Raw genomic sequence first — 25,473 nt, 5'->3', positions numbered from 1 at the left:
GACATCACCGCTGCCACGATGGCACCCCTGGCAGGTGACTATGGCCTAGTCCGGGAAGCGGCGATTGCCGTGTCTGACGGGCAGATTGCGTGGGTTGGTCCGGCGTCCGAATTACCACCCGACTACGCGGATCTTGACCTGCGGTCTTTTGACGGGCGCCTTGTCACGCCTGCGCTGATTGATTGCCACACGCATATCGTTCACGGCGGCAATCGCGCGCGGGAATTCGAGATGCGCCTGAAAGGGGCCAGCTACGAGGAGGTCGCACGCGCGGGTGGCGGTATCGTCTCAACCGTTGGTGCGACACGGGATGCCTCTGAGGCTGACCTGCTGGCAAGCGCGCTGCCCCGCGTCGATGCCCTGATTGCCCAAGGCGTCAGCGTGATCGAGGTCAAGTCCGGCTATGGGCTGGACACGGAAACCGAACTCAAGATGCTGCGTGTTGCACGCGCCCTTGGTAAACAGCGCCCTGTTCGCATCGTAACCAGCTTTCTGGGCGCGCACGCAGTGCCAAAGGGGATGGATGCTGACACCTATATTGACACCGTCTGCGTGCCGACGCTTGAGGCCGCCCATGCGGCAGGGCTGGTCGACGCGGTGGACGGGTTCTGCGAAGGTATCGCCTTTGACACCAGGCAAATCGCGCGGGTGTTCGACAAAGCGCGCACGTTAGGCTTGCCCGTCAAACTGCACGCCGAACAGCTCAGCCACATCGGCGGCACAGCGCTCGCGGCGAAATTCGGTGCATTGTCCGCCGATCACGTGGAATACGCCACCCCCGCAGATGCCGCCGCATTGGCCGCCAGCGGCACCGTGGCCGTGCTATTGCCCGGCGCGTTTTACACCATTCACGAAACCCAAGCGCCGCCCGTCCAGGCCTTTCGCGACCATGCTGTGCCGATGGCCGTCGGCACCGATTGGAACCCCGGATCGTCGCCCTTGGGTTCGATCCTGCTGGCGATGAACATGGCCTGCACCCTGTTCCGGATGACCCCTGCCGAGGCGCTCGCGGGCACGACGCGAAACGCGGCACGCGCCCTTGGCTTGACCGATTGCGGCGTCATCGCGCCGGGCATGCGCGCCGATCTGGCGATCTGGAACGTCAGCGATCCGGCGGAACTGTCCTATGGCATCGGGATCAACCCACTACACACACGCATCTTTGGAGGTGCTGAATGACTCTGACCCTACGCCCGGGCGGGGCAACACTGGCAGACCTGGAAACGATCTGGCGCGGGCAAGGCCCCGTGCGACTTGACCCCACAGCACGCGGTGCGGTCGAGGCATCCGCCCGTACTGTCGCGCTGGCGGCAAGTGGCGACACGCCCGTTTACGGGATCAACACGGGCTTCGGCAAACTCGCCTCCGTCCGCATTGCGCCCGAAGACACGGAAACCCTGCAACGCAATCTGATCCTGTCGCATTGCTGCGGGGTCGGTGATGCGCTGGAGCCAGAGACAACCCGCCTGATGATGGCGCTGAAGCTGCTTTCATTGGGACGCGGTGCCTCTGGCGTGCGGTGGGACATCTGCGCATTGATAGAGGCGATGCTCGCGCGCAACGTCATGCCGGTGATCCCCGTGCAGGGCTCGGTCGGGGCTTCGGGCGATCTGGCGCCGCTGGCGCATATGGCGGCCGTGATGATCGGGATGGGCGAAGCGACGTATGAAGGCCAGACGATGGACGGCGGCGCGGCGCTGACCAAAGCTGGGCTGGCGCCGGTGGTGCTTGGCCCGAAAGAGGGCCTCGCATTGATCAACGGCACGCAGTTTTCGACGGCCCTCGCCTTGGCTGGGTTGTTTGAGGGCTGGCGCGCGGCACGGGCTGCAGTCGTGACATCGGCGCTTTCAACAGATGCGATAATGGGCTCCACCGCACCCCTTAATCCCGCCATTCACAGCCTGCGCGGCCATCAAGGCCAGATTGACGTCGCAGCGGCAATGACTCGCCTGCTGGACGGCAGCGTGATCCGGGAAAGCCACCGGGACGGCGACACCCGCGTCCAGGACCCCTATTGCATTCGGTGCCAGCCGCAGGTGACGGGCGCGGCCATCGATTTGTTGCGCTTTGCTGGGCGGACTTTGGAGATCGAGGCGAACGCAGTCACTGACAACCCACTCGTCATTGCCGAGACGGGTGAAATTCTGTCGGGCGGCAACTTTCATGCGGAACCCGTCGCCTTTGCCGCCGATCAGATTGCGCTGGCTCTTGCCGAGATCGGGGCCATCGCGCAGCGGCGTGTTGCCTTGATGGTGGATCCGACCTTGTCATTTGATCTGCCGCCCTTCCTGACGCCAGAACCAGGGCTGAATTCGGGCCTGATGATCGCCGAAGTGACCACCGCCGCCTTGATGAGCGAAAACAAGCACTTGGCGAATCCCTGCTCGACCGACAGCACGCCGACATCAGCCAACCAGGAAGATCACGTCAGCATGGCCGCCCATGGCGCACGCCGCTTGCGGCGGATGACCGCAAACCTGAACGGCATTCTTGGGATCGAGGCGATCTGCGCCGCCCAAGGGATTGAACAACGCGCGCCTCTTGTCACGTCGCGGCCCTTACAGGCGGCGATGGCCCACCTGCGCACGGTTGTCCCGACCTTGCAGAAAGATCGCTATCTGGCCCCCGACCTGCGGGCTGCGGCGGACTGTATCAGCAACGATAGCCTTGCAGCGGCCTCTGGCCTGGAAATGTCACTATGAGCCTGATCGACATCACCCAAGGCGATAGCCCCTTGGTTCTTGGCCTGCCCCATACCGGCACCGATATTCCCGACGATTGCCTTGCCCGCCTGAACGACACGGGCCGAGCCATGGCCGATACCGACTGGCATATTCACCAGCTTTATGATGGTCTCGTGGTGGATGTGACCTATGTGCGCACGCCCGTGCATCGCTATGTGATTGACGTGAACCGCGACCCTTCGGGCGCAAGCCTTTACCCCGGCCAAAACACCACCGGCCTTTGCCCGACGACCGATTTCGACGGCGTGCCGATCTACCCCTCGGGCGAAGAGCCCGACGACACGGAAGTCGAACGCAGACGCATCGCCTATCACGCCCCTTATCATGCCGCTCTGGCCGCCGAGCTGGAGCGCGTGAAAGCGATCCATGGTTTTGCGATCCTATACGACTGCCACTCGATCCGGTCGCATATTCCGTTTTTGTTTGACGGCACATTGCCGGACTTCAACATCGGCACCAACAACGGTGCCACCTGCACCCCCGAACTTGTGGAACGAACGATGCAAATTTGTTCGAACGCAAAAGGTTACACGGCCATCCTCAATGGTCGCTTCAAGGGCGGATGGACCACGCGGCACTACGGTCAACCGGCGGACGGCATTCATGCCATCCAGATGGAACTGGCCCAATCCACCTATCTGGCGTCAGAAACACCGCCCTGGAGTTATGACCCCTCTCGCGTGGACCGCCTGCGCCGCCACCTCACATCCATTCTCGAATCCCTGTCTGACTGGAGGCCTCAATGAGCGACCCGCGCAAGAACACTCGCGACATCTATCCCGCAACGGGGACTGAACTGAGCGCGAAGAGTTGGCAGACCGAAGCCCCCTTGCGGATGCTGATGAACAACCTGCACCCCGATGTCGCCGAGAACCCGCATGAGCTGGTGGTTTACGGTGGCATCGGACGCGCCGCGCGCACTTGGGCGGACTATGATTGCATCGTCGCCAGCTTGCGCGATCTGGAGGCGGACGAGACACTTGTCGTGCAATCAGGCAAGCCCATCGCCATCGTCAAGACACATGTAGACGCGCCGCGCGTTCTGATTGCCAATTCAAACCTTGTGCCGCATTGGGCGACTTGGGATCACTTCAACGAGTTGGATAAGAAAGGTCTGGCCATGTACGGTCAGATGACGGCCGGATCGTGGATTTACATCGGCTCCCAAGGCATCGTGCAGGGCACTTATGAGACCTTCGTTGAGGCAGGCCGTCAGCATTACGGCGGCGATCTGACAGGCAAGTGGATCCTCACGGGCGGTCTGGGCGGCATGGGCGGTGCACAGCCTTTGGCGGCTGTGATGGCCGGCGCCTGCTGTCTTGCCGTTGAGTGCAACCCCGACAGCATCGATTTCCGCCTGCGCACCAAATATGTCGACGAACGCGCTGACACGCTGGACGAAGCGCTGGAGATGATCGACCGATGGACCAAAGCCGGAGAGGCCAAATCTGTCGGCCTTTTGGGCAATGCCGCTGATGTCTTTCCCGAACTGTTCCGCCGCGGTATCCGCCCTGATATCGTGACCGACCAGACCAGCGCCCATGACCCGCTAAACGGCTATCTGCCCCAAGGCTGGACCATGGCGGAATGGAAGGCCAAGCGCGAAAGCGACCCCAAGGCGGTTGAAAAGGCCGCCCGCGCGTCGATGAAAACCCATGTTGCGGCGATGGTTGATTTCTGGAACGCCGGTGTGCCGACGTTGGACTACGGCAACAATATCCGTCAGGTGGCGCTTGAGGAAGGGTTAGACAACGCCTTTGCTTTCCCGGGCTTCGTGCCAGCCTATATCCGCCCGCTGTTCTGCCGTGGCATCGGACCATTTCGCTGGGCCGCGCTCTCGGGTGATCCCGAGGATATCTACAAGACCGACCAGAAGATGAAGGAATTGTTCCCCGACAACACCCATCTGCACAACTGGCTCGACATGGCGCGCGACCGGATCGCATTTCAAGGCCTGCCGGCCCGTATCTGCTGGATCGGTCTTGGGGACCGGCACCGTGCGGGCCTTGCGTTCAACGAGATGGTGGCAAGTGGCGAGTTGAAGGCGCCCGTCGTCATTGGTCGTGACCATCTCGACAGCGGGTCAGTTGCTTCGCCCAACCGCGAAACGGAAGCGATGAAAGACGGATCTGACGCCGTATCTGATTGGCCGTTGCTGAACGCGCTGGTCAACACTGCGTCAGGTGCCACTTGGGTTTCCATCCACCATGGCGGCGGTGTTGGTATGGGGTTCAGCCAGCATTCCGGCGTCGTGATCTGCGCCGATGGCACGCCAGAGGCGGCCAAGCGCATCGAACGCGTACTGTGGAACGATCCGGCCAGCGGCGTCTGGCGTCACGCTGACGCCGGCTATCAAGAGGCGATCGACTGTGCGCGAGAAAACGGGCTGCGCCTCCCCCGCATTCTGGGGAACTGAAGAACCAAGAAGGCTGCGTCAGACGGTCAAAACCCAACCAAGAGAAAACCCAACAAGGAGACGACATTATGGATAGACGGAAATTTATTGCGACAGCCGGTATTGGCGCTGCAGCCACTACATTGGCAGCGCCCGCCATCGCGCAGGATGTGCGCAACTGGAAACTGGTCTCGGCATGGCCCAAAAATTTGCCCGGGCCCGGTGTCGCGGCGCAAACACTTGCCGATCGTATCACCACGCTGTCCGGCGGACGGATCAACGTCACGCTTTACGCCGCTGGTGAAATCGTGCCCGGCAACGGCGTTTTCGATGCCGTAGCAGAAGGCACGGCAGAGCTTTACCACGCTGTTCCGGCTTATTGGGGCAGCAAGTCCAAGGGTATCCTTTTGTTCGGCTCGCAGCCTTTTGGTTTGCGCGCGGATGAACAGTTTGGCTGGATGTATCACGGCGGCGGTCAGGCACTTTATGACGAAATGTATGGCCGTTTCGGCATCAAGCCGTTCCTGTGCGGCAACTCCGGCCCGCAATGGGCGGGCTGGTTCAAGACCGAGATCAACTCGGTCGAGGACCTCAAGGGTCTCAAGTTCCGAACCACCGGCATCGCATCGCAGATGGCCACCAAGCTGGGCATGGCGGCAGAGGCCATGTCAGGTCCCGCGATGTTCCAGGCTCTGCAAACCGGGGCGCTGGACGCTGGCGAATTCATTGGACCGTGGACGGACTCGGCGCTTGGCTATTACCAGGTCGCGCCTTACTACTACTGGCCCGGCGTGGGCGAGCCGTCGTCAGCGGAGGAATGCGGCGTGAACGCAAATGTCTATGCCGAGCTGCCCGATGACCTCAAGGAGGTGGTCACGCAGGCCTGTCAGGGCCTCTATAACCCCGTTTGGACAGAATACATGACCAAGCACGCGCAGTCTTTGAAGACGCTGGTGTCCGAACACAACGTTCAGCTGCGCAAGCTGCCCGATGATGTGATTGCAGCCATGGGCGTCGCGGCGGACGAGGTCATGCAGGAATATCTGGCCGATGAAGACGAGCTTGTCGTGCGGATCACCGAAAGCTTTATCGCATACCGCGATCTGGTGGGCGGTTACATGCCCTACGCCGACAACGGGCAGATGAATGCCCGCGCAGGCGTGTTCGGTTACTGATGCAGACCGTGGTGCGCGGCCTGTGTCGGGCACCACGTCCATGCCAAAAGAGGGTCCGCCATGCTGCGCTTTGCCAATGCGATTGACCGAATGAACACAGCTGTCGCCGACGTGGTCCGGTGGCTGGCCCTCCTTATGGTTCTGGCGCAATTCTGCATCGTCATCGGGCGCTACGTTTTCGGCGTTAATTCCATCGCCGCGCAGGAAAGCGTTTTGTATATGCACGCAACGCTCTTCATGCTGGGCGCGGGGTTCACGCTGCTGGTGGACAAACACGTCCGCGTCGATGTGTTCTACGCCAAGGTCACGGACGCCACGCGGCGCCGTATCGACATATTCGGCCATATCTTTCTGCTGATCCCATCCATGATCACCCTGCTCTACTGGTCGTGGCCGACCGTGCGAAATTCATGGAAAATCCTCGAAGGGCCGATTTCGGTCGGCGGGATTGAGGCGGTCTTCCTGCTCAAATCCCTGATCCCTGCGTTTTGCGTCTTGATTCTGTTGCAGTCACTGGCGCTCTTGGTGCGCCTCTTTCATGAAAAGAGCGCGACATGACTGGGTATCTTGACCTCATTATGTTCGCCGCCCTCATGGTGGCGATCCTGTCTGGCTTTCCAGTATCGTTCGGCATTGCGGGCGTGGCTATTGCCTTTGCATATCTGGGGTGGATGCTTGGGGTCATGGATGTCTCTCTGCTGGGGGCATTGGGGCAGCGGGCGTTTGGTCTGCTGACCAACACCGTGCTCATCGCCATTCCCGTCTTTGTGCTGATGGGGGCCATTCTTGAAAAAAGCCGCATCGCCGAAGAGCTGCTGGACACCATGGGCCGCAGCTTTGGGCAATTGCGCGGGGGGTTGGGGATTTCTGTCGTTCTGGTCGGGGCGCTGTTGGCGGCGTCTACGGGGATCGTCGGCGCGACGGTGGTCGCGATGGGCATGATTGCCCTGCCCACGATGCTGCGCGCGGGCTATAATCCTGCGCTGTCGGCGGGCATCGTGTGCACCGCTGGCACGCTGGGGCAGATCATCCCCCCCTCAACCTTGCTGATCATCCTTGCGGACGTCATGTCCAACGCCTTCCAACAAGCGCAATACGAACAAGGGAAATTCTCGGTCGAGGCGCTTTCGGTCGGACAGTTCTTTGCCGCAGCGATGATCCCGGGGCTTCTGCTTGTCACGCTTTATCTGCTGTACATCCTAATCCGCGGGGCCTTGCGCCCGCACGACATGCCCCCGGCGGACATCGGTCTCGCACAACCAGACCGGCACGAAGTTTTTGCCGCGATCGTTCCACCGGTTCTGCTGATCTTCGCGGTTCTCGGCGCCATTCTTGGCGGGATCGCCACCCCGACCGAGGCCGCCTCAGTCGGGGCCATCGGTGCGCTGCTGATGGCTGGGCGCAAGATCGGGGTCAACCCGAAGCTGATCCTGCTGGGCGCCGCAGCTTTGGTGGTTCTGGGCCTTCTCGCAGGGGTTTATCCCGTCCGGCTGCAGCGCAGTGACAACGGCACGCTGGAATGGGCGATCGGAGCTTTTTATGCGCTGTTGGCCATCGTTGGCCTTGTCGCTGTCCTTCTGGCATTGCGCGCCGCTGTGCGCGAGAAAATCATCCATAATGCGCTGTCTTCAACACTGACCATGACATCGATGATCTTTGCCACCATTCTGGCCGCTGGTTTCTTTTCGCTGGTCTTCATCGGGCTGGGCGGTGAAGAGCGCGTGGCCCATATGCTCGAGAACCTACCGGGTGGTCCGACCGGCGCATTGCTCTTCGTGATGCTGTTTGTCTTCGTGCTGGGCTTCTTTTTGGATTTCGTCGAGATCTCGGTGATCGTGCTGCCGCTTGTTGCGCCTTCGTTGATCCTGATGGGGCATGATCCGATCTGGCTGGGCGTGCTCTTGGCGATCAACCTGCAAACCAGCTTTCTGACCCCGCCGTTCGGGTTCTCGCTGTTCTACCTGCGCGCTGCGGCGCCCAAGGAAATCACGACCGTCCATATCTATCGCGGCGTTGTGCCCTTCATCGGGTTGCAGGCTGTTGGCATTCTACTGGTCTGGGCCATGCCATTCCTGGCCACATGGCTGCCGTCACTTTTGTTCTAGATGCTCAAGGCTTAGGCGTCAGGCGGAGACATACCTGAAGCCAATGTGGCTTGAGCGGCAGTAAATTCCTACTTGGCTGCAGCGGGCAGCCGTTTCTTGGGCTGATCGGCATAAGCCATCGCATTGATGCAAGACACATGGCCGACAGGATGGTCGCCCGCCCTTCCAGGGTGCTGCCATTCCTTTCGGGTTGACGCCAGAATGTGCCGCGGACAAAAGCCCACCCTTGGCGGGGATCGTTCCGCCCCATGCGCGGCACAAACGCCTCCAGCCTTGTCTCGGCTTCGGCGCGGGCCGCAATCATATCGGTCATCGCTACTCGGGTCTCTCGCAAGACATCAGCGGACAGAACAGATGACCGAGCGCGCCCAGATTCAAAGCAAGATTCAACACAGGCGCTTCATCGCGCGTTTTGAAAAATTTCAGGGCGGTGGAATAATCCCACCGGTGCCCCGTTTCCCTAGCAGAACATCATGCAGGAGACGCACATGCATCGCCCCACATTCGCAACAATCGTCACCGCGCATCGCGCAGCTTCGCCGTCGGGCACGTTACCTGCGCGGATCATCAAACCGGCAGGACGATCCGGTCTGCCGCCGCTGGTGGTTCTTCACGGCATTTCGCGCAACGCAGATGAACTGGTCGATCTGTTCACACCAGAGGCCGAGACAAGCGGGCGTGTCGTGGTCGTACCGCATTTTTCCGAACCGGACTGGCCGCATTTCCAACGCCCCTGCCGCGCTGCGCGGCCCGATCAGGCGCTTTTGGCGGTGCTGTCACATCTGGCCCGGGGCGACGCTGCCTTTGCCGGGCCCGTCGATGTCTTTGGTCATTCCGGGGGCGCGCAACTCGCCCATCGCTTTGCAATGCTCTATCCGCATCGCGTGGGGCGCCTCAGCCTCGCGGCTGCCGGGTGGTATTGCCTGCCTGACGCCAGCATGGCCTATCCCTATGGGCTCGGGGTCGATGAAGATCCCGCAAGCCTGTGCTGGGCACGGCGACATGAGCAGGCCCTCGGCGCATATCTCCGCCTGCCGGTTCAGGTCTTCGTCGGGCTTGAGGATTCCCTTCGCGACGACACTCTGCGCAAGACCCCCCGGCTCGACCGTCTTCAGGGGCCGACACGGATCGCAAGGGCCCGGACCTATGTCGCGCACTTCCGCAAAGCGGCGCAGGCCAAGGGGATCACCCCCGACATCACCCTGACTCATCTGCCGGGGATTGGTCATGACGTGACCCAAGCCATTCGCGACGCCGGACTGGCGACCAAGGTGGCACGGACCCTCAACACATCCCGCACCTGGTTTCCCCTAGAAGTCGCAAGCTGATCTCACACCCTCACCTCAGGATAACGCCCATGACACATGACATGCTTTCTTGCCTTGCAGATGCCAAATGGACCTTTTCGACCCGGCGGGTCGATCACGGCGACATTGCCGGACTGGACACCAACTTTGGCGCGGCCCGTGCCGGGGATCTGATCCTTGCGCAGGTCGCAAGCCTTGGACAGCACCACCGTGTCCAGCTTGCCACAGGGCGGCCTTCCCTGATCTATCCGGGGGATATGGTGGTTCTGGCCTGCGGCGCGCGCTATGCGCCCGATCAGTTCGAGGGCCTTGCCGAAATTGATCCCAAAGGGGCCGACCTCTTGGCAGGTGGCGGCTGTATCGGGCGGATGGTATCCCGAAATGAACGGATCAAGACTGCGACCCGCCTTTTGCCCGTTGGCCGCCTGCTTGATGACGCGGGGAAGCCCGTGAACCTTGACCGCTATGCCCTTTCGCCCCTCGCCGGCACCCGCGACATTCCGGTGATCTTTGTTCTTGGCACCGCGATGAACTCGGGCAAGACCTTGGCCACCGCGCAACTGTCGCTTGGGCTGCGGCGGGCGGGCTACAAGGTGGCCGCGCTCAAAGGAACCGGCACAGGGGCCTTTGGCGACTTCAACGAATATGCCGACACCGGCGCGCATTGGGTGGCCGATTTCACTGATGCGGGTATGGTCACGACCTACCGCGAACCGCTCGAGCGGGTGAAGGCCGGGCTTGACCTCTTGTTGGGGCATGCGGCGCAACGGGGGTGCCAGATCGCCGTGATGGAAATCGCCGACGGGCTTTTCCAGCGTGAGACCGGCGCATTGGTCGCGGACCCTTGGTTGCGCGCGCGGCAGTCGGGCCTGATCTTTGCCTGCGGCGATGCCGTCGCGGCAGCGGGTGGGATGGCCGAACTGGCCCGGCACGGGCTGCGCCCCGATGCGCTGACCGGCATCCTGAGCTGTTCGCCGATGGCTGCGGCCGAGGCAGAGACCGCCACCGGCGTGCCGGTCCTGCGCAAAACCGATCTGGCTGATCCGGCTGAGGCGAATGTCTTTGCCTTGCGCGCGTTGGGCACGGATCGGCGGGCCGCGTGATGGCGCTGCCCCCGCTTCTGGATCGCGGACGCGGGCGCGGCCTTGCCCTTGTTGCCGCGCTGACCCTGGTGCAGGGCGCGGCGGCCGGGGCCGCCGCCTTTGCCACCCGCGCGCTGTTCGAAGGGATGCACAGCGGCGGCCCGCTGTCGCTGACCGGCCTGACCGTGCTTGCAGGGGCTGGGGCTATGATCGCCGTCACCCGCATCGCCGCACGATACCTGGGCGAAAGCATCGGTCAGGACTATGCCCGCCAGATCAGGGCGGCCCTGTTCGAGCATGCGGCACGCATGCCCGCAAGCGCCGTGGCGGAGCGGCGCGCCGGCTATATGTCGCTGCGCTTTGTCGGCGACATGACAGCCTTTCGCAACTGGGTGGGCTTGGGTCTGCCGCGGCTTGTCGCGGGGTCCGTGCTGATCCCGGCGATGCTTGTCACCCTCTGGCTGCTTGACCCGATTTTTGCCCTGGCCGTGGTGCCGGTTTTCGGGATCACACTGCTTGCCATCGCGCTTGGGGGTTTGCGGCTGATCCCGTTGCAGCGCCGTCTGCGGGTGCGGCGCGCCCGGATCGCAGCCGACATGGCCGAGCGGATGCCGCTGGCACCACGGCTGGACCGCCTGGGCCGACGCGGCAAGGAACTGGCCCAGCTGGACAAGCGCACAGAGGCGATGATCCGTGCCGCCCTGCGCCATCGCCTGAGCGCCGAAACCCTCAACGCCCTACCCGATCTTGCGGCGGGGATTGCCGCGGCGCTGGTCATTCTGACGGGGCACCGCGCGGGGCTGGGACCAGGCAGCATTGCCGCTGCACTGGCCGTGCTTGGCCTCTTGCTGTCGCCCCTGCGCGATCTGGGGGGAGTCTGGAACCATCGGGCCGCCTTTCGGGCCGCCGCGATCAAGGCGCATGCCGCGCTGTCGCGGCAGAAACGCGATCTCTACCGGGCTGGTCAGGGTCTGCCCAAAGGGCCGGTCGATGTCACGTTCGAGGATGTGCCCCTGCCCTCCGGGCCGTCGTTGAATCTGCACACCAAGGGCGGAACAGAAACCCATCTTGCCATTGACGAGCTCGATGCGCGGGCTGTCCGCGACATGCTGCTCGGGCTCGATACGCCGACGGCGGGGCGGATACTGCTGTCCGGCGTTGACCTGCGCGATCTGAGCCGCGGCAGCCTGCGCCGCAATGTGCAGTGCCTCAGCGCGACCCCCGAGCTTTTGCAAGGGTCCTTGCGCCGTGCCCTCTTGATGGGGTGTGACCATCGGCCAGATGAGGCAACGCTTGAGCACCTGGCGCGCGACCTGGGGCTCGGCCCCCTGCTCGACCGGCTGGGGGGATTGAGCGGAACCGTTCTGGAGGGCGGCAAGAACCTGACCCACACCGAGCGCCTTGCGATCAGCCTTGCCCGTGTCCGGCTTTCGCAACCCAAGCTGCTCTTGCTGGGGCCCGAGGTCGATGAGAGTATCCGGATGCGATTGTCCAGTCACCTTCGCAGGCGGAACACGACCGTCATCCAGCTTGGCAGTGCGCGGCAGGCGATATCCACTGCGGCGTGAACGGGCACGCACGGCATGGCAAACTGCGCTTGGAGCATGAGGGCGGCGGATTGCATCTCCGGTTCCAGTCTCAAGGCTCTGCGGAAAACAATCGCCCAACCCCGATGCTTCGCAGGGACTGCCCCTCCTCCCGCAAGAGAAAGAGCGCATCAAGCCCACGTTGTCGCGCAAGCGTGACACCCGCATCCGGCCCCAGCACCATCAACGCTGTCGCCCAAGCATCGGCTTCTGCACAGGTCCGGGCCACAACGGTGACAGAGGCGGGCGCGGTCATCAGGGGCGCGCCGCGCGTCGGGTCCATCGTGTGCGACAGACGCCGCCCCCGCACCTCGACCCAGTGGCGATAATCCCCCGAGGTGGCCACGGCGGCATCTGAAAGCGCGAGGATGGAGTGGGGCGCTCGGCGCGCACTGTCCGGCGCTTCGACGGCGATAGTCCAAGCCTCCCCATCGGGCCGCAGACCAAACGCACGCATCTCGCCGTCGATCCCGACCAGGCCATCGGAAACCCCATGACCGCGCAAGACCTCAGCCAGTCGGTCGACCCCATAGCCCTTGGCAATTCCATTGAGGTCAATCGCAATGGGCGCTCGCTTGCAGGCCTGTGTGTCGTCAAGATCCAGCACCTCGTGCGCCGGGCATCTTTGAGCGGCCATCGCCGCACGAATTTCCTCGGGCATGGCGACCTTCGGGCCAAAACCCCACGCCGTGACCGCATTGCCCATGCCGATATCAAAGGCCCCACCCGAGGCGCGCCCGATCCTGAGGCCAAGGCGCAAGACCTCTGTCAGCCGCGCGGGCACCGCCACCCATTGACCCACCCGGGCTGCGTTGAGACGCATCAGGTCGCTCCCCGCCTTCCAGGTGGACATCTGTGCATCGACCTCATCGACCGCCGCTTGCAGTGCAGCCTTGATCACATCCGTGTCAAAACCGGGTTCCATGAAAAACAGCGCCGACCACCGCGTGCCCATAGTTGGACCGTTGAGCGCTACGCGCTCCCGTTCAGTAAACGTCTTCGACATACCGCCCCTCCGCCTTGAGACCCGCAGGCGTAAGCCCGGTTGGCGCCAGAATGTCAGCCAACGCATCGGCCACACCCGCCGCCATGTCGCGCCCGCCACAGACCATCACGCGGGCTCCGTCGCAGATGAGGCGCACAACCTCGGCGGCATCACCGCGCAACGCGTCCTGCACATAACGGGGCCGCGCCGAGCGCGAGACCGCCGTAACCAGCCGCGTAAGACGGCGCTGTGCCTGCCAAAGAGGCATCTCTTCGCCATAGAGCAAATCACTATCGGGATGGCGCAGGCCAAAGAACAGGTGAATGGGCCGATGGCGGGCATTGCCACGCACAAAACCTGCCAACGGGGCGATACCGGTGCCCGCACCAATCAGGATCAGCGGCGCGCGGTCCCGCCCTGCGTGAAAACCGGGATTGGGACGTAGAAATGCGCGCACCGTGTCCCCTGGCTCCAACGCTGCGAGTTGACCCGAACAAAGGCCGCCAGGCTGCTTTTTCACGACAATCTCAAGAAATCCATCACGGCGTGCAGAGGCAAGCGAATAGAGCCGAGGCAGCGCGCTGCCCTCGGGCAGAATGCCGATCAGATCACCAGCCTCGAACCAGGCAAAGCCGCCCCCGATCAGCCGTTGCCAGAGAGAGACCCGCGGCAGAGCGAACCGCAGGATCGCGGTTGGAGCCTGAACCTCGGCCCCGTAATCCCGGCGTGACACGAGCGTCAGCGTCTCGGTGTGCGGCGTCACAGGCTGATGCGTGATGTCGAGGTCGATCCCCAAAACCTCGCCAAGCGCGCGGCACCAGCGGGCAAAATCCTGCGGCGCTTGGCGATCGACCGTATCCAGCGGCACGAGTTGGGACCAACCCTGTGCTTGGGCCACCTCCGCGACCTCTTCGGCATAGGCGCAATAGGCCGGAAAGGTCCGGTCGCCAAAGCCAACCACGGCCAGCGGAATGCGGCGGGCAGTTGCGGCCCTTCGCAAGCGCTCAAGAAACCCGGTGGCAGAGGTCGGCGCCGCCCCGTCGCCATAGGTCGCGGCAAGCAGAATGATTCTCTCGGCGGCATCATAACGCTCTGGAGCAAAGCCTGACATCGCGCCGACATGAACGCGGTGCCCGGCCCGTTTCAGCGCGGCCTGCAATGTCGCGGAAAAGCCCCAGGTGCTGCCCCCCTCGCTGCCGACCAAGACGATCGTATCGGCGCGTGCCATCGATATGTTGCCCCGTATCCGAGGCCGCCCACGTCGCCCGGCAAGCCAGACCCAAACGCCCGTCACGCCCATCACCGGCACCCCAAGCGCCAAGAGGCCAAGGATCAGCCCCAACACCGCTGCACCCTGTCCGGTGTGCAGCATGACAAGGGTGTCCGACACACGCGCCCATCCGGTCAGGTCCGCCCACCCCAAAAGCGCGCCCGTGCCCTGATCAAGATACCCGGTGCCCTGATCCGTCCGCAGCGTGTAGACATCCGTCGCATCGCCCGGGAAGGGAAAATTCAATTCGCGAAGAGCGCTCACAGGCGTCTGGTTCAGAACCGGGATACGGGCCAATGCGACCCCGGTCTCTCCGCTCACCTCTGCCGGCATGGCAAGCGCGGGATCACTGTCCGGAAGCAGATCAAAGGTGGAGGCCGCCATCCAGAGGGCCGTGCCGGACGACAGGACAAGGCCAATCACCGCAATGCGCGCGACTTCTACATGAAGACGATGGGCGCGCGGCCCGCGCAACCGCGCAAACCAGTTCCGCCAGCCCCCCACCCGGCGCATAACCAGCACCCCACCCGAGGCCGAAAGAACCAAGAGCGCCGCTGCCCCCATCGCCATGGCGATGCGGCCTGCATCCCCCAAAAACAACGAACGGTGCAGGTTCGTGAGCCAACGCTGAACCTGGCTTGGATCGGCCGAGGCCACGCCCTGCCCGGTCGCAGGGTCGATTACGGCCGCGCCGGGCGCGCCCTGATCGAACCAATAGGCCGTGATCCGCCCCGAGGGCGCGCGCCGGATCTGTTCGACACCCGGATAGGCGGCCTGAATGCGATCCGCCAGACGGGCAACCGTCAGCCCTGCCTCGGCCTGCGGCGCAGTCAAACGCTCGGCCGCAGGAAAGACCGACAGCGCCGCGCCGCTCAGGGACAGGATACACATGAGCGCCAAGGCCAACAGACCCGGCCAGCGGTGGATTGCGCGGATCATGGTCCCTCTCCTCACATATCGTAGGCAAAGCTGGCAACGTAGCGGCGACCACGCACCGGCGTGCCAACGCCCGTCGTTGTCAGGGGCACAGCCACCTCATTGGGACTGTCGCGCATGTCCTCGACGGCCGCATCAATGTGGAGCGTATAGCCCGCGTCAAAGAGCGCATCCGCGAGATCAAGGGAAATTTCAAGCGTCCGGCCCGCCCCGACGCTGGCACCCGTGATGCCGTTGACCTGCGCCGTGTCGCCACCCGTGGCGCGATGCCAGTCGCTCAGATGTTTGTAATATTTAGATTTTCCGCCTGCCATCCACAGGCTACCGGCATAGGCTCCCGACGCATCAGTGACGTAGAGCACGAGATATGCGCCATCTCCACCATAATTGGTCAGAGCGGTGGTCAGCGTCACGGGACGGGCCATGGCAAGGCCGGGGAGCGTCAGCGCGGTGGTCAGGGCAAGTGTTGCGAGAAGCGATTTCATCTATGAATTCCTTGTTTTGGTGCGTGGTGTTCAACGTGCGGCGCAGCAGCTTCCGCCGCGCCGCAGAATGGATCAGTTGACTTTGACTTGCGGCGGGGTGCCGGTACCGAAAAGGCCGTTCTGCGGCGGGGCAACGGTGCCGGCAGGGGCGGGATTGCGGGCACCACCGCGATCATCGTCGTCATCGTCGTCATCGTCGTGATCACGGTCATCACGGTCGTCGTCATCGTCATCATCGCTAACCCGCACGAGCGGCAGCGCTTGCGTGCCCTCGTCGAAATGCGCAGCGAGCGGCCAGAGGTCCTCGCCTCCAGAGACGCGCATCGTACTCCAAGCCGGGACACCAATGGCGGCGGTCAATGCGGTCGAGGCGACAAGAAGTGTCAGGGTCTTTTTCATGGCAGGGTCTCCTTTCGTCTGCTGTGCCCAATCTCGGGTGCAGACCTGAGGAAACCCTGACATCACAGCGTTTTTCGCTTCAGCTTGACGTAAGCAAAAAAAAGGCCCCGCAGTTGACTGCGAGGCCAGTTGCAATCTCAGGGGCGGCCAAGACTTGCGGTATGTCGCCCTTTAGCCAATATCATCAGGACCGGCCCCACGTTTTTCCCCTGTGACCATCGCCCGAACAAGGTTTTCGCGGTGCCGGACTGAGGCCAACACGACACCGCCGACGTGCAGCGCCACCAGCACGAGCATCAGGTTGGCCAGTGTTTCGTGGACCTCCTCCAGCACGCCTTCGGCCCCGGATTCCCTGTCGCCGTCATCATCGGCCCAGGCGGGGGCGACGATCTGTGGCATATCCGGCAAGAGTGCCAGACGGCCGGGCTCTGCCATGAGCCAACCGGTAAAGGCGGTGCCCGAGAGCGTCACCAGAAGGGCTATCACCATGGCTGCACCCGCCGGGTTGTGGCCAATGTAGCGCCGCTCGCTGCCACGTGCCATGTCCCCGAGATAGGATACGATCACGCGCGGCCCCCTCAGAAACTGGGCAAACCGGGCGTAGTGACTTCCGACAAAGCCCCAGATGACGCGCAGGGCGATCAAGCCAAGGACGACATAGCCCACAATTTCGTGCAGTGTGTCGAGTTCTTCGGCGCTCAGCCATGCCACGGCGAACGCGACAACAAGGCTCCAATGGAACATCCGCACCACCGGGTCCCAGACCCTGATTTCTGCGGATCTATAGGTTTCCGCTTGCGCCGCCGTTCGCGAGCTTGCGTCACTCATCGTCTTCGTCCTCATATTCGAGCTCTATTACCTCAAGCGTCGCCGGATGGATCGCCACTTCGATCCGTCGGCCCGTCGCATCGCGGCCGTGGATCTCGTAACAACCATCGTCAATCTTGATGCGGCGCACGGTCCAGCCCTTCTCCTGCGCCATTTGGGCCACGGCATCGCGCGGTTTCCAATCGGCCATCGGCACAAAGCAGTCATCGTTCGCCAACGCGCCACCGGCCGGAAACACCGCGAGAAATCCCAGAATTGTCACCGTCTTCTTCATGGGCCAAACTCCTTTTTGCGGCTAACGTGACAGCAACGATGCGCGACAAAGCTGACAGGAGCCTGAAGAGACTGAGCCACGCGCGTCAGCTTTGCGTCATACAGGCCTGCGAGAAACCGGGGCCCGGTAGAAAGGAAAACCACGCATGCGCATCCTGTTGATCGAGGACGACACAGTTCTTGGTGCCGCAGTGCGCGACCAGATCGCGGGCGATGGCCAATCTGTCGATTGGGTCACGCGCCTTGATGCCGCGCACGACGCACAGCGCAGCACGGCCTATGACCTGATCCTTCTTGACCTCATGCTGCCTGATGGGCGCGGCATCGGGTTTCTCAAGAGTTTGCGCGCACGAGGCGACGTGACGCCGGTCATTATCCTGACCGCGCTGGACCAGATTTCTGACCGGATCGAGGGGCTGAACGCGGGGGCCGACGATTATCTAGTCAAGCCGTTCGACTTGGCCGAATTATCCGCGCGCATCGGGTCCGTCGCGCGGCGCTACAGCGGCAACCCAAACCCGATCGTCACCCATGGCCCGCTCGACATCGACCTTGCGGCGCGCAGCGTGCACCGTGATGGCAAATCGGTCCAGTTGACAGCGCGGGAGTGGGCGCTGTTCGAAGCGCTGCTTGCGCGGCCGGGTCAGCTCTTGTCCAAGGCACAGCTGGAAGAAAAACTCTATAGCTTCGACGCCGAGGTGGAGAGCAACACAATCGAGGTGCATGTCAGCCGCCTGCGCAAGAAGCTTGGTGCCGCCATCATCGAAACCGAACGCGGCATGGGCTACCGCTTGGGCAAAGCATGAGGTGGCCCGCCAGTCTTCAGGCGCGGCTTGGGCTTACGCTTGGCCTTGTTCTTACAGTTCTCTGGCTGTTGGCCGCCTCGGTGACAGCCTTGATTGTCCGGGACGAGATGGACGAGGTTTTCGACAGCGCCCTGCGCGAAACCGCAGAGCGCATCCTGCCTTTGGCCGTGATCGACATCGTCGGACGCGAGGATCAAGGCGTCACACAGCGTCTGGCCGCAATCCGAGCACATGACGAGTTCTTTACCTATCTCGTCCGCGATGCCGAGGGGCGTGTCCTTTTGCAATCCCATGCCGCGGATCCGTCCATGTTTCCATCTTGGAACGGTCCGGGATTTCACGAGACCGCCAGCCACCGCTTTTACAGCGACGCAGCCCTTCAGGGCACGGTCCGCATCACCGTTGCCGAACCGCTGGCGCATCGTGCCTCTGTCGCACGGGAAATCCAGATGGGTCTCGGCCTGCCTCTGCTTGTCATGCTGCCAATTTCTCTGGCCGCTATCATCTTCGCCGTTCGTTTCAGTCTTGCGCCGCTCCGCCGGTTCCGCACCACACTCGAGGCACGCGGTGCGCGTGATCTCTCGGAGGTTCCCGCAGACGAGCTGCCAATGGAAATCGCCCCGCTGGCTGCGACCTTGAATAGCTTGCTCTCAAGATTGCGCGACGCTTTCGAGGCCGAGCGCAGCTTTGCGGCGAACGCGGCACATGAACTGCGGACGCCCCTTGCAGGGGCCATCGCGCAAGCTCAACGGCTCAAATCCGAAACATCAGACCCGGCGACAGAGGCGCGCGCCGCAGAGATCGAGGCGACGCTCAAGCGTCTGACCCGGTTTTCCGAGCGCCTCATGCAGCTTGCGCGCGCCGAAGGTGGGCGGCTGCGCACGGATCATCCAACCGATCTGCGAGACGTCGCACGTCTGGTGGTGGACGATCTGGAACGCATGGCCGCGCCCGGGCGCATAACGCTTACCCTGCCGGACAGGGCCGTTCTGTCGGATATCGACCCGGATGCTTTCGCAATCCTCTGCCGGAACCTCGTGGACAACGCGCTTCGCCACGGGGCACAGAGCGCTCCGGTAGATGTGGCATTGACGGCAGCAGGACGGCTGGTGGTGGCCAATGACGGGCCGGTTGTGCCGCGCGACACCCTCAACCGCCTGACGACCAGGTTTGAGCGTGCGCAGGCGACAGAAGAGGGCAGTGGGCTGGGCCTGGCCATCGTTGCCGCCATCGCAAACCGGATCGGAAGTCCGCTTTGTCTGGAGTCGCCGCGTCCGGGGGCAGCGTCCGGGTTCCAAGCGTCCATAATGCTTCCAACAGAGGCCAGCGACAGCCTTGCAACCCGCGCGACCAATGGACCATGACGACGCATGCCAGCCTGCGCCATGCGTGAGATTGGAACGCCCGATACATGAGAAATGTATAAATAAATATAGGCACTTACGACATATTACGACGCAAGATCATACCAAGACTGCGGCACTAAAACCCACCATGCCCTCAGCCGCGATCGATAATTGGGAGCGGGCGCTGGCAACACGATAAAGCCGCCGCACGCGCAAACCCCCGGTCGAGGACCGGGGGCGGCAGTATGCGTGAAGAAGCGCGCCGCAGGCGGCCCGTGCACAGGTTATTGTGCCTGCGCGACCGCGAAGCCGGTAAATCCGCCCATGCCGAGATCGGCCATTTCGGTCAGTGCACCTGAGCCAAGGTCAACTGAGTAGAGGCCAGCGGTCTCCGCTCCTTCGATTTGCAGGATGGCATAGGCCATATCCGTGCCTTCCTCAGGCGAGACGATGTCAAAGCCGCCCCAGTCGGACACATCCACGGTCGCGCCGTCAAGGCTCAGTTTTCCCACGCTGGCCAGTTCACCCGCGTTGTTGGCCAGTGTCACAAGCGCATCAGCACCAGCATCCAGCGCATATTGCGCGGTCGATGCGGCCTTGGCCCCCGGAATGGCGTTGGTATAGGCATTGGCAAAGATTACCGGGTCGGCACCCGCCGACATATCCCCCGCAACATAGAATGCATCGGTAAAGCGGCGGACGGAATTGGCGCGTTCGTCATTGTCGCCGAACCCTTGCGGAAAATAGACAAGGTTAGATCCGTCCGTGCCGACCGCGCGCACGGCGTCGATCTGATTGTTGAAGTCGAAGGCCACGGCCCCTTCGCCGATAACCGCATCTTCCATAAAGGTGGCACCAAGATCCGTGAGTTGGCCCGATTCCGGATCGACCGCATAAATCGCGCCATCGGCATAACCCAGAAGTTGACCTGTCACCGGGCGATAGGCAATCGCGCGCAGGGGCGTGGCGAGGGCGTAGGTTTCAACGGCACCGGCCTGGGACAGATCGGCCATGGTGACAAGCGTGCCGCCATCCGCGGCCAGAGCATAGCCCCTGAGCGTGACGTGATCGTCGGCCTGAGCGGCGGCGCCCAAGGAAACTGCGACGGTGGTCAGGGCAAATGTGGTCTTGAACAACATGGAAAAAGTCCTTTCTTCTTGCATTGGACCGCCCAATGCGGGCCAATTCGTAACAGCCACGACTCGACCGGAGCGAAAGTTTCACGGCGAGGCACATTTTTTGGACAAGGCCAGACCAATCGATACGAATTCCGAAACTGCGCCGCTCTGGCCCGCTACAGACAAAACCGATCCCCCCGCAGAACGCAGGGGGTCTGCGCGTGGCTGAGGATCTCGAATATCTCATTTCGCGCTGCGCGCTTGGTGATCGTGCCGCCTTTGCCGCACTTTATGATGCGACAAGCGCGAAACTTTATGCGGTCTGCGCCCGTGTCTTGGGTCAGGATCATGCCGCCGAGGACGCGATGCAGGACGCTTACGTCAAGATATGGGCCCATGCCGGGCGTTACCGTGTCACCGGGCATTCGCCGATGACGTGGCTCATCACGATTGCGCGTAACACCGCAATTGACCGGCTCAGGGCGCGGAGGCTACATGACGACGTCGAGGATTATCATGGCGGGATCGCTGCGCCGGGCGGAAATCCAGAGCACATCGCAGTGGCGCGGTCAGAGGCTGGGCGTATTCAAAGCTGTCTTGAAGAACTGGAACAGGACCGCCGCACAGCCATCACCGGTGCCTATCTCGACGGTCTCAGCTATGCCGAATTGGCCACGCGCGCGGGTATCCCGCTCAATACCATGCGCACATGGCTCCGGCGCGGGCTTGCAGCCTTGCGGGAGTGTATGAGCCGATGACCGACACCTTGGATGACGATGACATGCTGGCTGCGGAATATGCCATCGGTCTGCTCACGGGCGAGGCGTTTGAGGCGGCGCGCGCGCGCATGGCGTCTGACCCCGCCTTTGCCGCACGCGTCGTGAGTTGGGAGCGGCAGCTTGCGCCTCTGGCCGACCTGCCGTCACTCGCCCCGCCTGCGGGAGCGCGGGCGGCGCTCTTGCACAGGCTGTTCCCTGAACCCGCGCGCACGCCGTTCTGGCGGCGTCTTGGGCTGTGGCAGGCGCTGGCGGGGGGCGCGGTGGCCGTTGCGGTGGCGCTGGCAGTGGTGGATCTGGGGCCGGTTGCGCCGCCTCAGCCTGGGCCGCTCTACGCGGCAGAAATTGCGTCGGATATAGGCGACTTCCGCGTTGTCGCGCTGGTGGACAAGGCACGGGACGAGGTATTTTTAACCCGAACCGCAGGGGCAGCGCCTGCAGGGCGCATCCTGCAAGTCTGGGCGCATGGGCCAGACGAGCCTGCGCAATCCGTAGGGCTCTGGCCCGATGGAGAGAGCGTGGCGCTGGCGCTGCCGCCCGAGATTGCAGCAGTGCGGGGCACGCTGACCTTGGGGATTTCCGAAGAGCCGCCCGGTGGGTCGCCAACGGGCCGGCCATCGGGGCGCGTGTTCGGTACGGTCGATATTCCCGGCGTGACGGGAACGCAGGACTGAGCCGCTTTGCCTTGGTGTGAAAAGGGGGCTTGGAGAAGGCGGCGGCCATGGCGGTTTGAAATCCGCTTGTCGGGGGCAAGCCTGATATGATCAAGTGAAAAGCGGATTATCATCCCCCGGCAGCGGCTTGCGGGTCGCATGCTCTGGGGCAGACGTGGAGATGTGATATGAACCTTGCGCGATTGGCCTCTGAGGCTGCGGATCGAGGGCAGCCTGTTCGGGCGGGGCTGATCGGGGCGGGCAAGTTTGGCTCGATGTTCCTGAGCCAGGTGCCAACCATCGCGGGGCTCGAGGTGACGGCGATTGCGGATCTCGATCCTGCCCGCGCCCGGGCCGCCTGTACCGCGGTCGGCTGGGACGACAGCCGCATCGCCAGCACGGCCTATGTTGACGATGGCGAGGCGCTTGCCGCCCGTGACGACGTTGATGTTGTCATCGAAGCCACCGGCAACCCGCGCGCCGGGATTATCCATGCGCGCGCCGCCATTGCAGGCGGCAAGCACGTCGTGATGGTGAATGTCGAAGCGGATGTGCTGGCTGGCCCCACCCTTGCCGCAGAGGCGCGGGCAGCGGGCGTGGTCTATTCCATGGCTTACGGCGACCAACCGGCGCTGGTGTCAGAGATGGTGGATTGGGCACGCGCCACCGGATTTCACGTCACGGCGGCGGGCAAGGGCACCAAATACCTTCCCGCCTATCACGCCGTCACCCCCGATGACGTCTGGTCGCATTATGGCCTGACTGCAGAACAAGCGGCTGCGGCGGGGATGAATCCGCAGATGTTCAACTCTTTTCTCGACGGCACCAAGAGCGCGATCGAAATGGTGGCGATTGCCAATGCCTGCGGTCTCGATGTTCCTGACAACGGCCTCAGCTTCCCCCCGTGCGGCGTGGACGACCTTGCGCATGTGCTGCGCCCGCGCGCGGTGGGCGGGCAATTGGACGGGCGCGGCATGGTGGAAACCGTATCCTCGCTCGAACGCGACGGGCGGCCTGTGTTCCGCGATCTGCGCTGGGGCGTCTATGTGGTGCTTGAGGCCCCGAACGACTATGCCGCCGCCTGTTTCAAGCAATACGGCCTGCCCACGGATTCCACCGGGCGCTTTGCGTCAATGTACAAGCCCTTTCACCTGATCGGGCTGGAACTGTCGATTTCCGTCCTGAGCGCCGCGCTGCGCCACGAGCCTACCGGCCAAGCGCGCGAGATGCGCGGCACCGTGGCCTCGGTCGCCAAGCGCGCACTGAAGGCGGGAGAGGTGCTGGATGGCGAGGGCGGCTATACCGTCTGGGGCAAGGCGCTCCCGCTCAGCCGCGCGGGCGCGGCGCTGCCCATCGGTCTGGCCCATGGGGTGCGCATGACGCGCGACATCGCGGCGGGGGCGGTGTTGATGCTCGACGATGTCGATCTGTCGGGCAACGACGCGGCCACGCTCTACCGCGCCGCCATCGCAGGGTGATCAGGGCGCAAGAGCACGCATCGAAAGCAAGAGTTCATCACCGGAGCAGAGCATACGTCAGACCCCGTTATCGCACAAAAGGCCCCCTACCCCGTCGAAGTTGAAGAGGGCAAAACCTATTTCTGGTGTGCCTGTGGCAAGAGCGGCAAGCAGCCCTTCTGCGACGGAAGCCACAAGGACACGGGGTTTGCCCCGGTCAAATATACCGCGGAGACAAGCAAGCGGGTGTGCTTTTGCGGCTGCAAGCACAGCGGCAAGCCGCCGCTTTGCGACGGAAGCCATAGTAAGCTCTAGACCAGAGAGGTCATGCCGGCCGGGTTGGGGGACGGTGCCCCCCAACCCGCTGGTTCAGAGATTATACTGTTCGCGCGCGTAGTGACCCAAACCCACAGCATCGAGCCGGGACAGGGGGGCAAGGAATGTCACCTGAATTACCCCCGGCGCCCGACCAATCTCGATCGCGCCGTTGATTGTCGCGCGGTTGCGCACTTCGGCAACGGTCATGCCGAGCAGTTTCGCCGCCCGCTCCAATCCGTTGGTGATCGCGTCATTGAGATTGGCGGCAGTGCCGATGACCGAAATAGGTGCAACCGTCTCGATCTCGGCAACCGACCACTGGTTGGCCAGGCGCTGCGCTTTTGCGCGCTCGTCGGCACTAAAGGGTTTGGCCAGCGGCGGCAGGTCTTCGAGCAGGGGAAAGAGCACGGGCCCGTCGATCGGATAGTTTTTGACCACCTCCACCTGAAGTGTCACGCTGCCCGAGACATCCATCGTGTGACCCGCGATTTCGCCATCGCCCTGCGCCGCGTGCATATCGCCCATGTAGACGCCCGCGCCTTTGACCTTGACTGGCGCAATCAGGATCGCCCCCGGCCGCACCGCGTCGATATCCATATGCCCATCGGTCTTGTGCTCGGCCAATTGTTCGGCGGTGATCGCATAGGCATGGGGCGCACCGACGAGAAACGCGCCGAAATCCCCCGCATTGTGGCTGTCGGGCATGGCCATCGACGGGCAGGTTCCGAGCTGACCCAGAAAGGGCCGCATCCGGACCATGGCACCCGGCATGTCATGCGGCGCATAGCTCAGGATCGAATGTTGACGGCTTGCATCCGGCAGGGCGGCATAGTGGTTGGGGTTCTGGGCGATCCTGTCCGCCGCCGCCTCTGGCAGGGTCAGGCCGACGGTGCGCGTGTCGTCGAAGGTGACGGTGTAGCCGTGGACAATCTCGAACGGTGTCACCGCGTTGCCGCAGGCATCACATTTGACGCACTGCTGCCCGATCCCCTCGACATGGGTTTCGGGCCAGACCGTATCACAGACCGGGCAGCGCGCCGCGACATACGGATCGCCGACACAAAACCCCTCGGGCGAGCTGTCATGCCCCGAAGCCGTGGCAATCGAGGTCACGGTCACATCCCGTATCCGGATCGCCACGCCGTCGCCCACCTCGGCACCCGCCACGGCAACAGGCTGCGTCACCTCGTGACCGCCACGCAACCGAGGTGTGATCATCGGGCCCCAGCAACCGGGGGCCGTGTTGGCGATAATCGTGCCGCCACTTTCAACAGGCCCGAGCATCGGGGCCTCCGGGTCCAGCACGCTATTTGTAAAACCACTCACAACAACGCTGCGCTTTGCTGTGGTCAGGTCGGGGCTTCCGTCAGCCATGGCGATCTCCTTGTGGGATGAGGATGGTGTGGAATGAGACTGTGTGCATGGTAAT

24 protein-coding genes are annotated in these 25,473 nt (G+C 63.1%); 16 read left to right on the top strand and 8 right to left on the bottom strand.

The annotated features are described in order from the left end of the window. Window positions 1–18: 18 nt before the first annotated feature. The 10 genes from hutI to AACZ65_RS04250 all read left to right on the top strand — a co-directional run bounded on the left by hutI (window position 19) and on the right by AACZ65_RS04250 (window position 12,376). A complete protein-coding gene (hutI, locus tag AACZ65_RS04295) occupies window positions 19–1,179 on the top strand; it encodes an imidazolonepropionase (RefSeq protein WP_339668484.1) in 1,161 nt (386 codons plus the stop codon). After that, window positions 1,176–2,702, top strand: coding sequence for a histidine ammonia-lyase (gene hutH / locus AACZ65_RS04290; RefSeq protein ID WP_339668313.1), 1,527 nt, complete (start codon window positions 1,176–1,178; stop codon window positions 2,700–2,702). Before hutI ends, hutH begins: the two co-directional genes overlap by 4 nt. Window positions 2,703–2,704: 2 nt before the next feature. Further along, window positions 2,705–3,490: an N-formylglutamate deformylase gene (gene hutG / locus AACZ65_RS04285; RefSeq protein ID WP_339668482.1), complete on the top strand. Its 786-nt coding sequence runs from the start codon at window positions 2,705–2,707 to the stop codon at window positions 3,488–3,490. Continuing rightward, window positions 3,487–5,160: a urocanate hydratase gene (gene hutU / locus AACZ65_RS04280; protein WP_037273959.1), complete on the top strand. Its 1,674-nt coding sequence runs from the start codon at window positions 3,487–3,489 to the stop codon at window positions 5,158–5,160. Before hutG ends, hutU begins: the two co-directional genes overlap by 4 nt. A gap of 68 nt (window positions 5,161–5,228) precedes the next feature. After that, the gene (locus tag AACZ65_RS04275) at window positions 5,229–6,314 is read left to right on the top strand and encodes a TRAP transporter substrate-binding protein (RefSeq protein ID WP_339668310.1); all 1,086 of its coding nucleotides are present in this window, start codon (window positions 5,229–5,231) and stop codon (window positions 6,312–6,314) included. A 60-nt stretch (window positions 6,315–6,374) separates the two neighbouring features. Then, the gene (locus AACZ65_RS04270) at window positions 6,375–6,872 is read left to right on the top strand and encodes a TRAP transporter small permease subunit (RefSeq protein ID WP_339668308.1); all 498 of its coding nucleotides are present in this window, start codon (window positions 6,375–6,377) and stop codon (window positions 6,870–6,872) included. Then, window positions 6,869–8,419, top strand: a complete 1,551-nt coding sequence (locus AACZ65_RS04265; protein WP_339668306.1) for a TRAP transporter large permease subunit — start codon at window positions 6,869–6,871, stop codon at window positions 8,417–8,419. Before AACZ65_RS04270 ends, AACZ65_RS04265 begins: the two co-directional genes overlap by 4 nt. A 488-nt stretch (window positions 8,420–8,907) precedes the next feature. Then, a complete protein-coding gene (locus tag AACZ65_RS04260; protein WP_339668304.1) occupies window positions 8,908–9,747 on the top strand; it encodes an alpha/beta hydrolase in 840 nt (279 codons plus the stop codon). Window positions 9,748–9,776: 29 nt separating this feature from the next. Beyond that, window positions 9,777–10,829, top strand: coding sequence for a hypothetical protein (locus AACZ65_RS04255; protein ID WP_339668302.1), 1,053 nt, complete (start codon window positions 9,777–9,779; stop codon window positions 10,827–10,829). Beyond that, on the top strand, window positions 10,829–12,376 hold the full coding sequence (locus AACZ65_RS04250) for an ABC transporter ATP-binding protein (protein WP_339668300.1): 1,548 nt from the start codon (window positions 10,829–10,831) through the stop codon (window positions 12,374–12,376). The genes AACZ65_RS04255 and AACZ65_RS04250 overlap by 1 nt, the downstream gene beginning before the upstream one ends. Before the next feature lie 70 nt (window positions 12,377–12,446). Here the strand turns inward: AACZ65_RS04250 and AACZ65_RS04245 are convergent, their stop codons facing one another. The 6 genes from AACZ65_RS04245 to AACZ65_RS04220 all read right to left on the bottom strand — a co-directional run bounded on the left by AACZ65_RS04245 (window position 12,447) and on the right by AACZ65_RS04220 (window position 17,571). Beyond that, a complete protein-coding gene (locus AACZ65_RS04245) occupies window positions 12,447–13,400 on the bottom strand; it encodes an FAD:protein FMN transferase (protein WP_339668298.1) in 954 nt (317 codons plus the stop codon). Beyond that, entirely contained in the window at window positions 13,381–15,588 is a 2,208-nt protein-coding gene (locus tag AACZ65_RS04240) for a PepSY domain-containing protein (RefSeq protein ID WP_339668296.1), read from the bottom strand. The genes AACZ65_RS04245 and AACZ65_RS04240 overlap by 20 nt, the downstream gene beginning before the upstream one ends. Window positions 15,589–15,599: 11 nt before the next feature. After that, window positions 15,600–16,070 (bottom strand): DUF2271 domain-containing protein, encoded by a 471-nt coding sequence (locus AACZ65_RS04235; protein ID WP_339668294.1) that lies wholly within the window; start codon window positions 16,068–16,070, stop codon window positions 15,600–15,602. 72 nt (window positions 16,071–16,142) lie between these two features. Beyond that, window positions 16,143–16,469 (bottom strand): hypothetical protein, encoded by a 327-nt coding sequence (locus tag AACZ65_RS04230; RefSeq protein ID WP_339668292.1) that lies wholly within the window; start codon window positions 16,467–16,469, stop codon window positions 16,143–16,145. A gap of 171 nt (window positions 16,470–16,640) precedes the next feature. Continuing rightward, a complete protein-coding gene (locus AACZ65_RS04225; protein ID WP_339668291.1) occupies window positions 16,641–17,297 on the bottom strand; it encodes a cytochrome b/b6 domain-containing protein in 657 nt (218 codons plus the stop codon). Continuing rightward, window positions 17,290–17,571: a PepSY domain-containing protein gene (locus AACZ65_RS04220; protein WP_339668290.1), complete on the bottom strand. Its 282-nt coding sequence runs from the start codon at window positions 17,569–17,571 to the stop codon at window positions 17,290–17,292. Before AACZ65_RS04220 ends, AACZ65_RS04225 begins: the two co-directional genes overlap by 8 nt. Window positions 17,572–17,716: 145 nt before the next feature. On the opposite strand from AACZ65_RS04220, the gene AACZ65_RS04215 reads away from it, so the two are divergent. Continuing rightward, entirely contained in the window at window positions 17,717–18,376 is a 660-nt protein-coding gene (locus AACZ65_RS04215; RefSeq protein ID WP_339668289.1) for a response regulator transcription factor, read from the top strand. Then, window positions 18,373–19,740 (top strand): ATP-binding protein, encoded by a 1,368-nt coding sequence (locus tag AACZ65_RS04210; RefSeq protein ID WP_339668288.1) that lies wholly within the window; start codon window positions 18,373–18,375, stop codon window positions 19,738–19,740. Before AACZ65_RS04215 ends, AACZ65_RS04210 begins: the two co-directional genes overlap by 4 nt. A gap of 266 nt (window positions 19,741–20,006) precedes the next feature. Here AACZ65_RS04210 and AACZ65_RS04205 read toward each other — a convergent pair whose 3' ends face one another. Further along, window positions 20,007–20,861, bottom strand: coding sequence for a DUF4394 domain-containing protein (locus AACZ65_RS04205; RefSeq protein WP_339668286.1), 855 nt, complete (start codon window positions 20,859–20,861; stop codon window positions 20,007–20,009). Window positions 20,862–21,055: 194 nt separating this feature from the next. Between AACZ65_RS04205 and AACZ65_RS04200 the strand changes: the two genes are divergently transcribed. The 4 genes from AACZ65_RS04200 to AACZ65_RS04185 all read left to right on the top strand — a co-directional run bounded on the left by AACZ65_RS04200 (window position 21,056) and on the right by AACZ65_RS04185 (window position 24,041). Continuing rightward, window positions 21,056–21,598 carry a sigma-70 family RNA polymerase sigma factor gene (locus AACZ65_RS04200; protein ID WP_339668481.1) on the top strand — a complete coding sequence of 181 codons (543 nt, stop codon included), beginning with the start codon at window positions 21,056–21,058 and terminating at the stop codon, window positions 21,596–21,598. After that, the gene (locus AACZ65_RS04195; protein ID WP_339668284.1) at window positions 21,595–22,290 is read left to right on the top strand and encodes an anti-sigma factor; all 696 of its coding nucleotides are present in this window, start codon (window positions 21,595–21,597) and stop codon (window positions 22,288–22,290) included. Before AACZ65_RS04200 ends, AACZ65_RS04195 begins: the two co-directional genes overlap by 4 nt. Before the next feature lie 167 nt (window positions 22,291–22,457). Further along, on the top strand, window positions 22,458–23,747 hold the full coding sequence (locus AACZ65_RS04190; protein WP_339668282.1) for a Gfo/Idh/MocA family oxidoreductase: 1,290 nt from the start codon (window positions 22,458–22,460) through the stop codon (window positions 23,745–23,747). 36 nt (window positions 23,748–23,783) lie between these two features. Beyond that, complete coding sequence (locus AACZ65_RS04185) at window positions 23,784–24,041, top strand: CDGSH iron-sulfur domain-containing protein (protein WP_339668480.1); 258 nt, start codon at window positions 23,784–23,786, stop codon at window positions 24,039–24,041. A gap of 54 nt (window positions 24,042–24,095) precedes the next feature. Here AACZ65_RS04185 and AACZ65_RS04180 read toward each other — a convergent pair whose 3' ends face one another. After that, window positions 24,096–25,418, bottom strand: a complete 1,323-nt coding sequence (locus AACZ65_RS04180; RefSeq protein WP_339668280.1) for an acetamidase/formamidase family protein — start codon at window positions 25,416–25,418, stop codon at window positions 24,096–24,098. Window positions 25,419–25,473 lie beyond the last annotated feature (55 nt).

Source organism: uncultured Roseovarius sp. (assembly GCF_963972555.1).
Taxonomy (GTDB): Bacteria; Pseudomonadota; Alphaproteobacteria; order Rhodobacterales; family Rhodobacteraceae; genus Roseovarius; species Roseovarius mucosus.
This window is presented reverse-complemented; position numbering and strand designations above follow the sequence as displayed.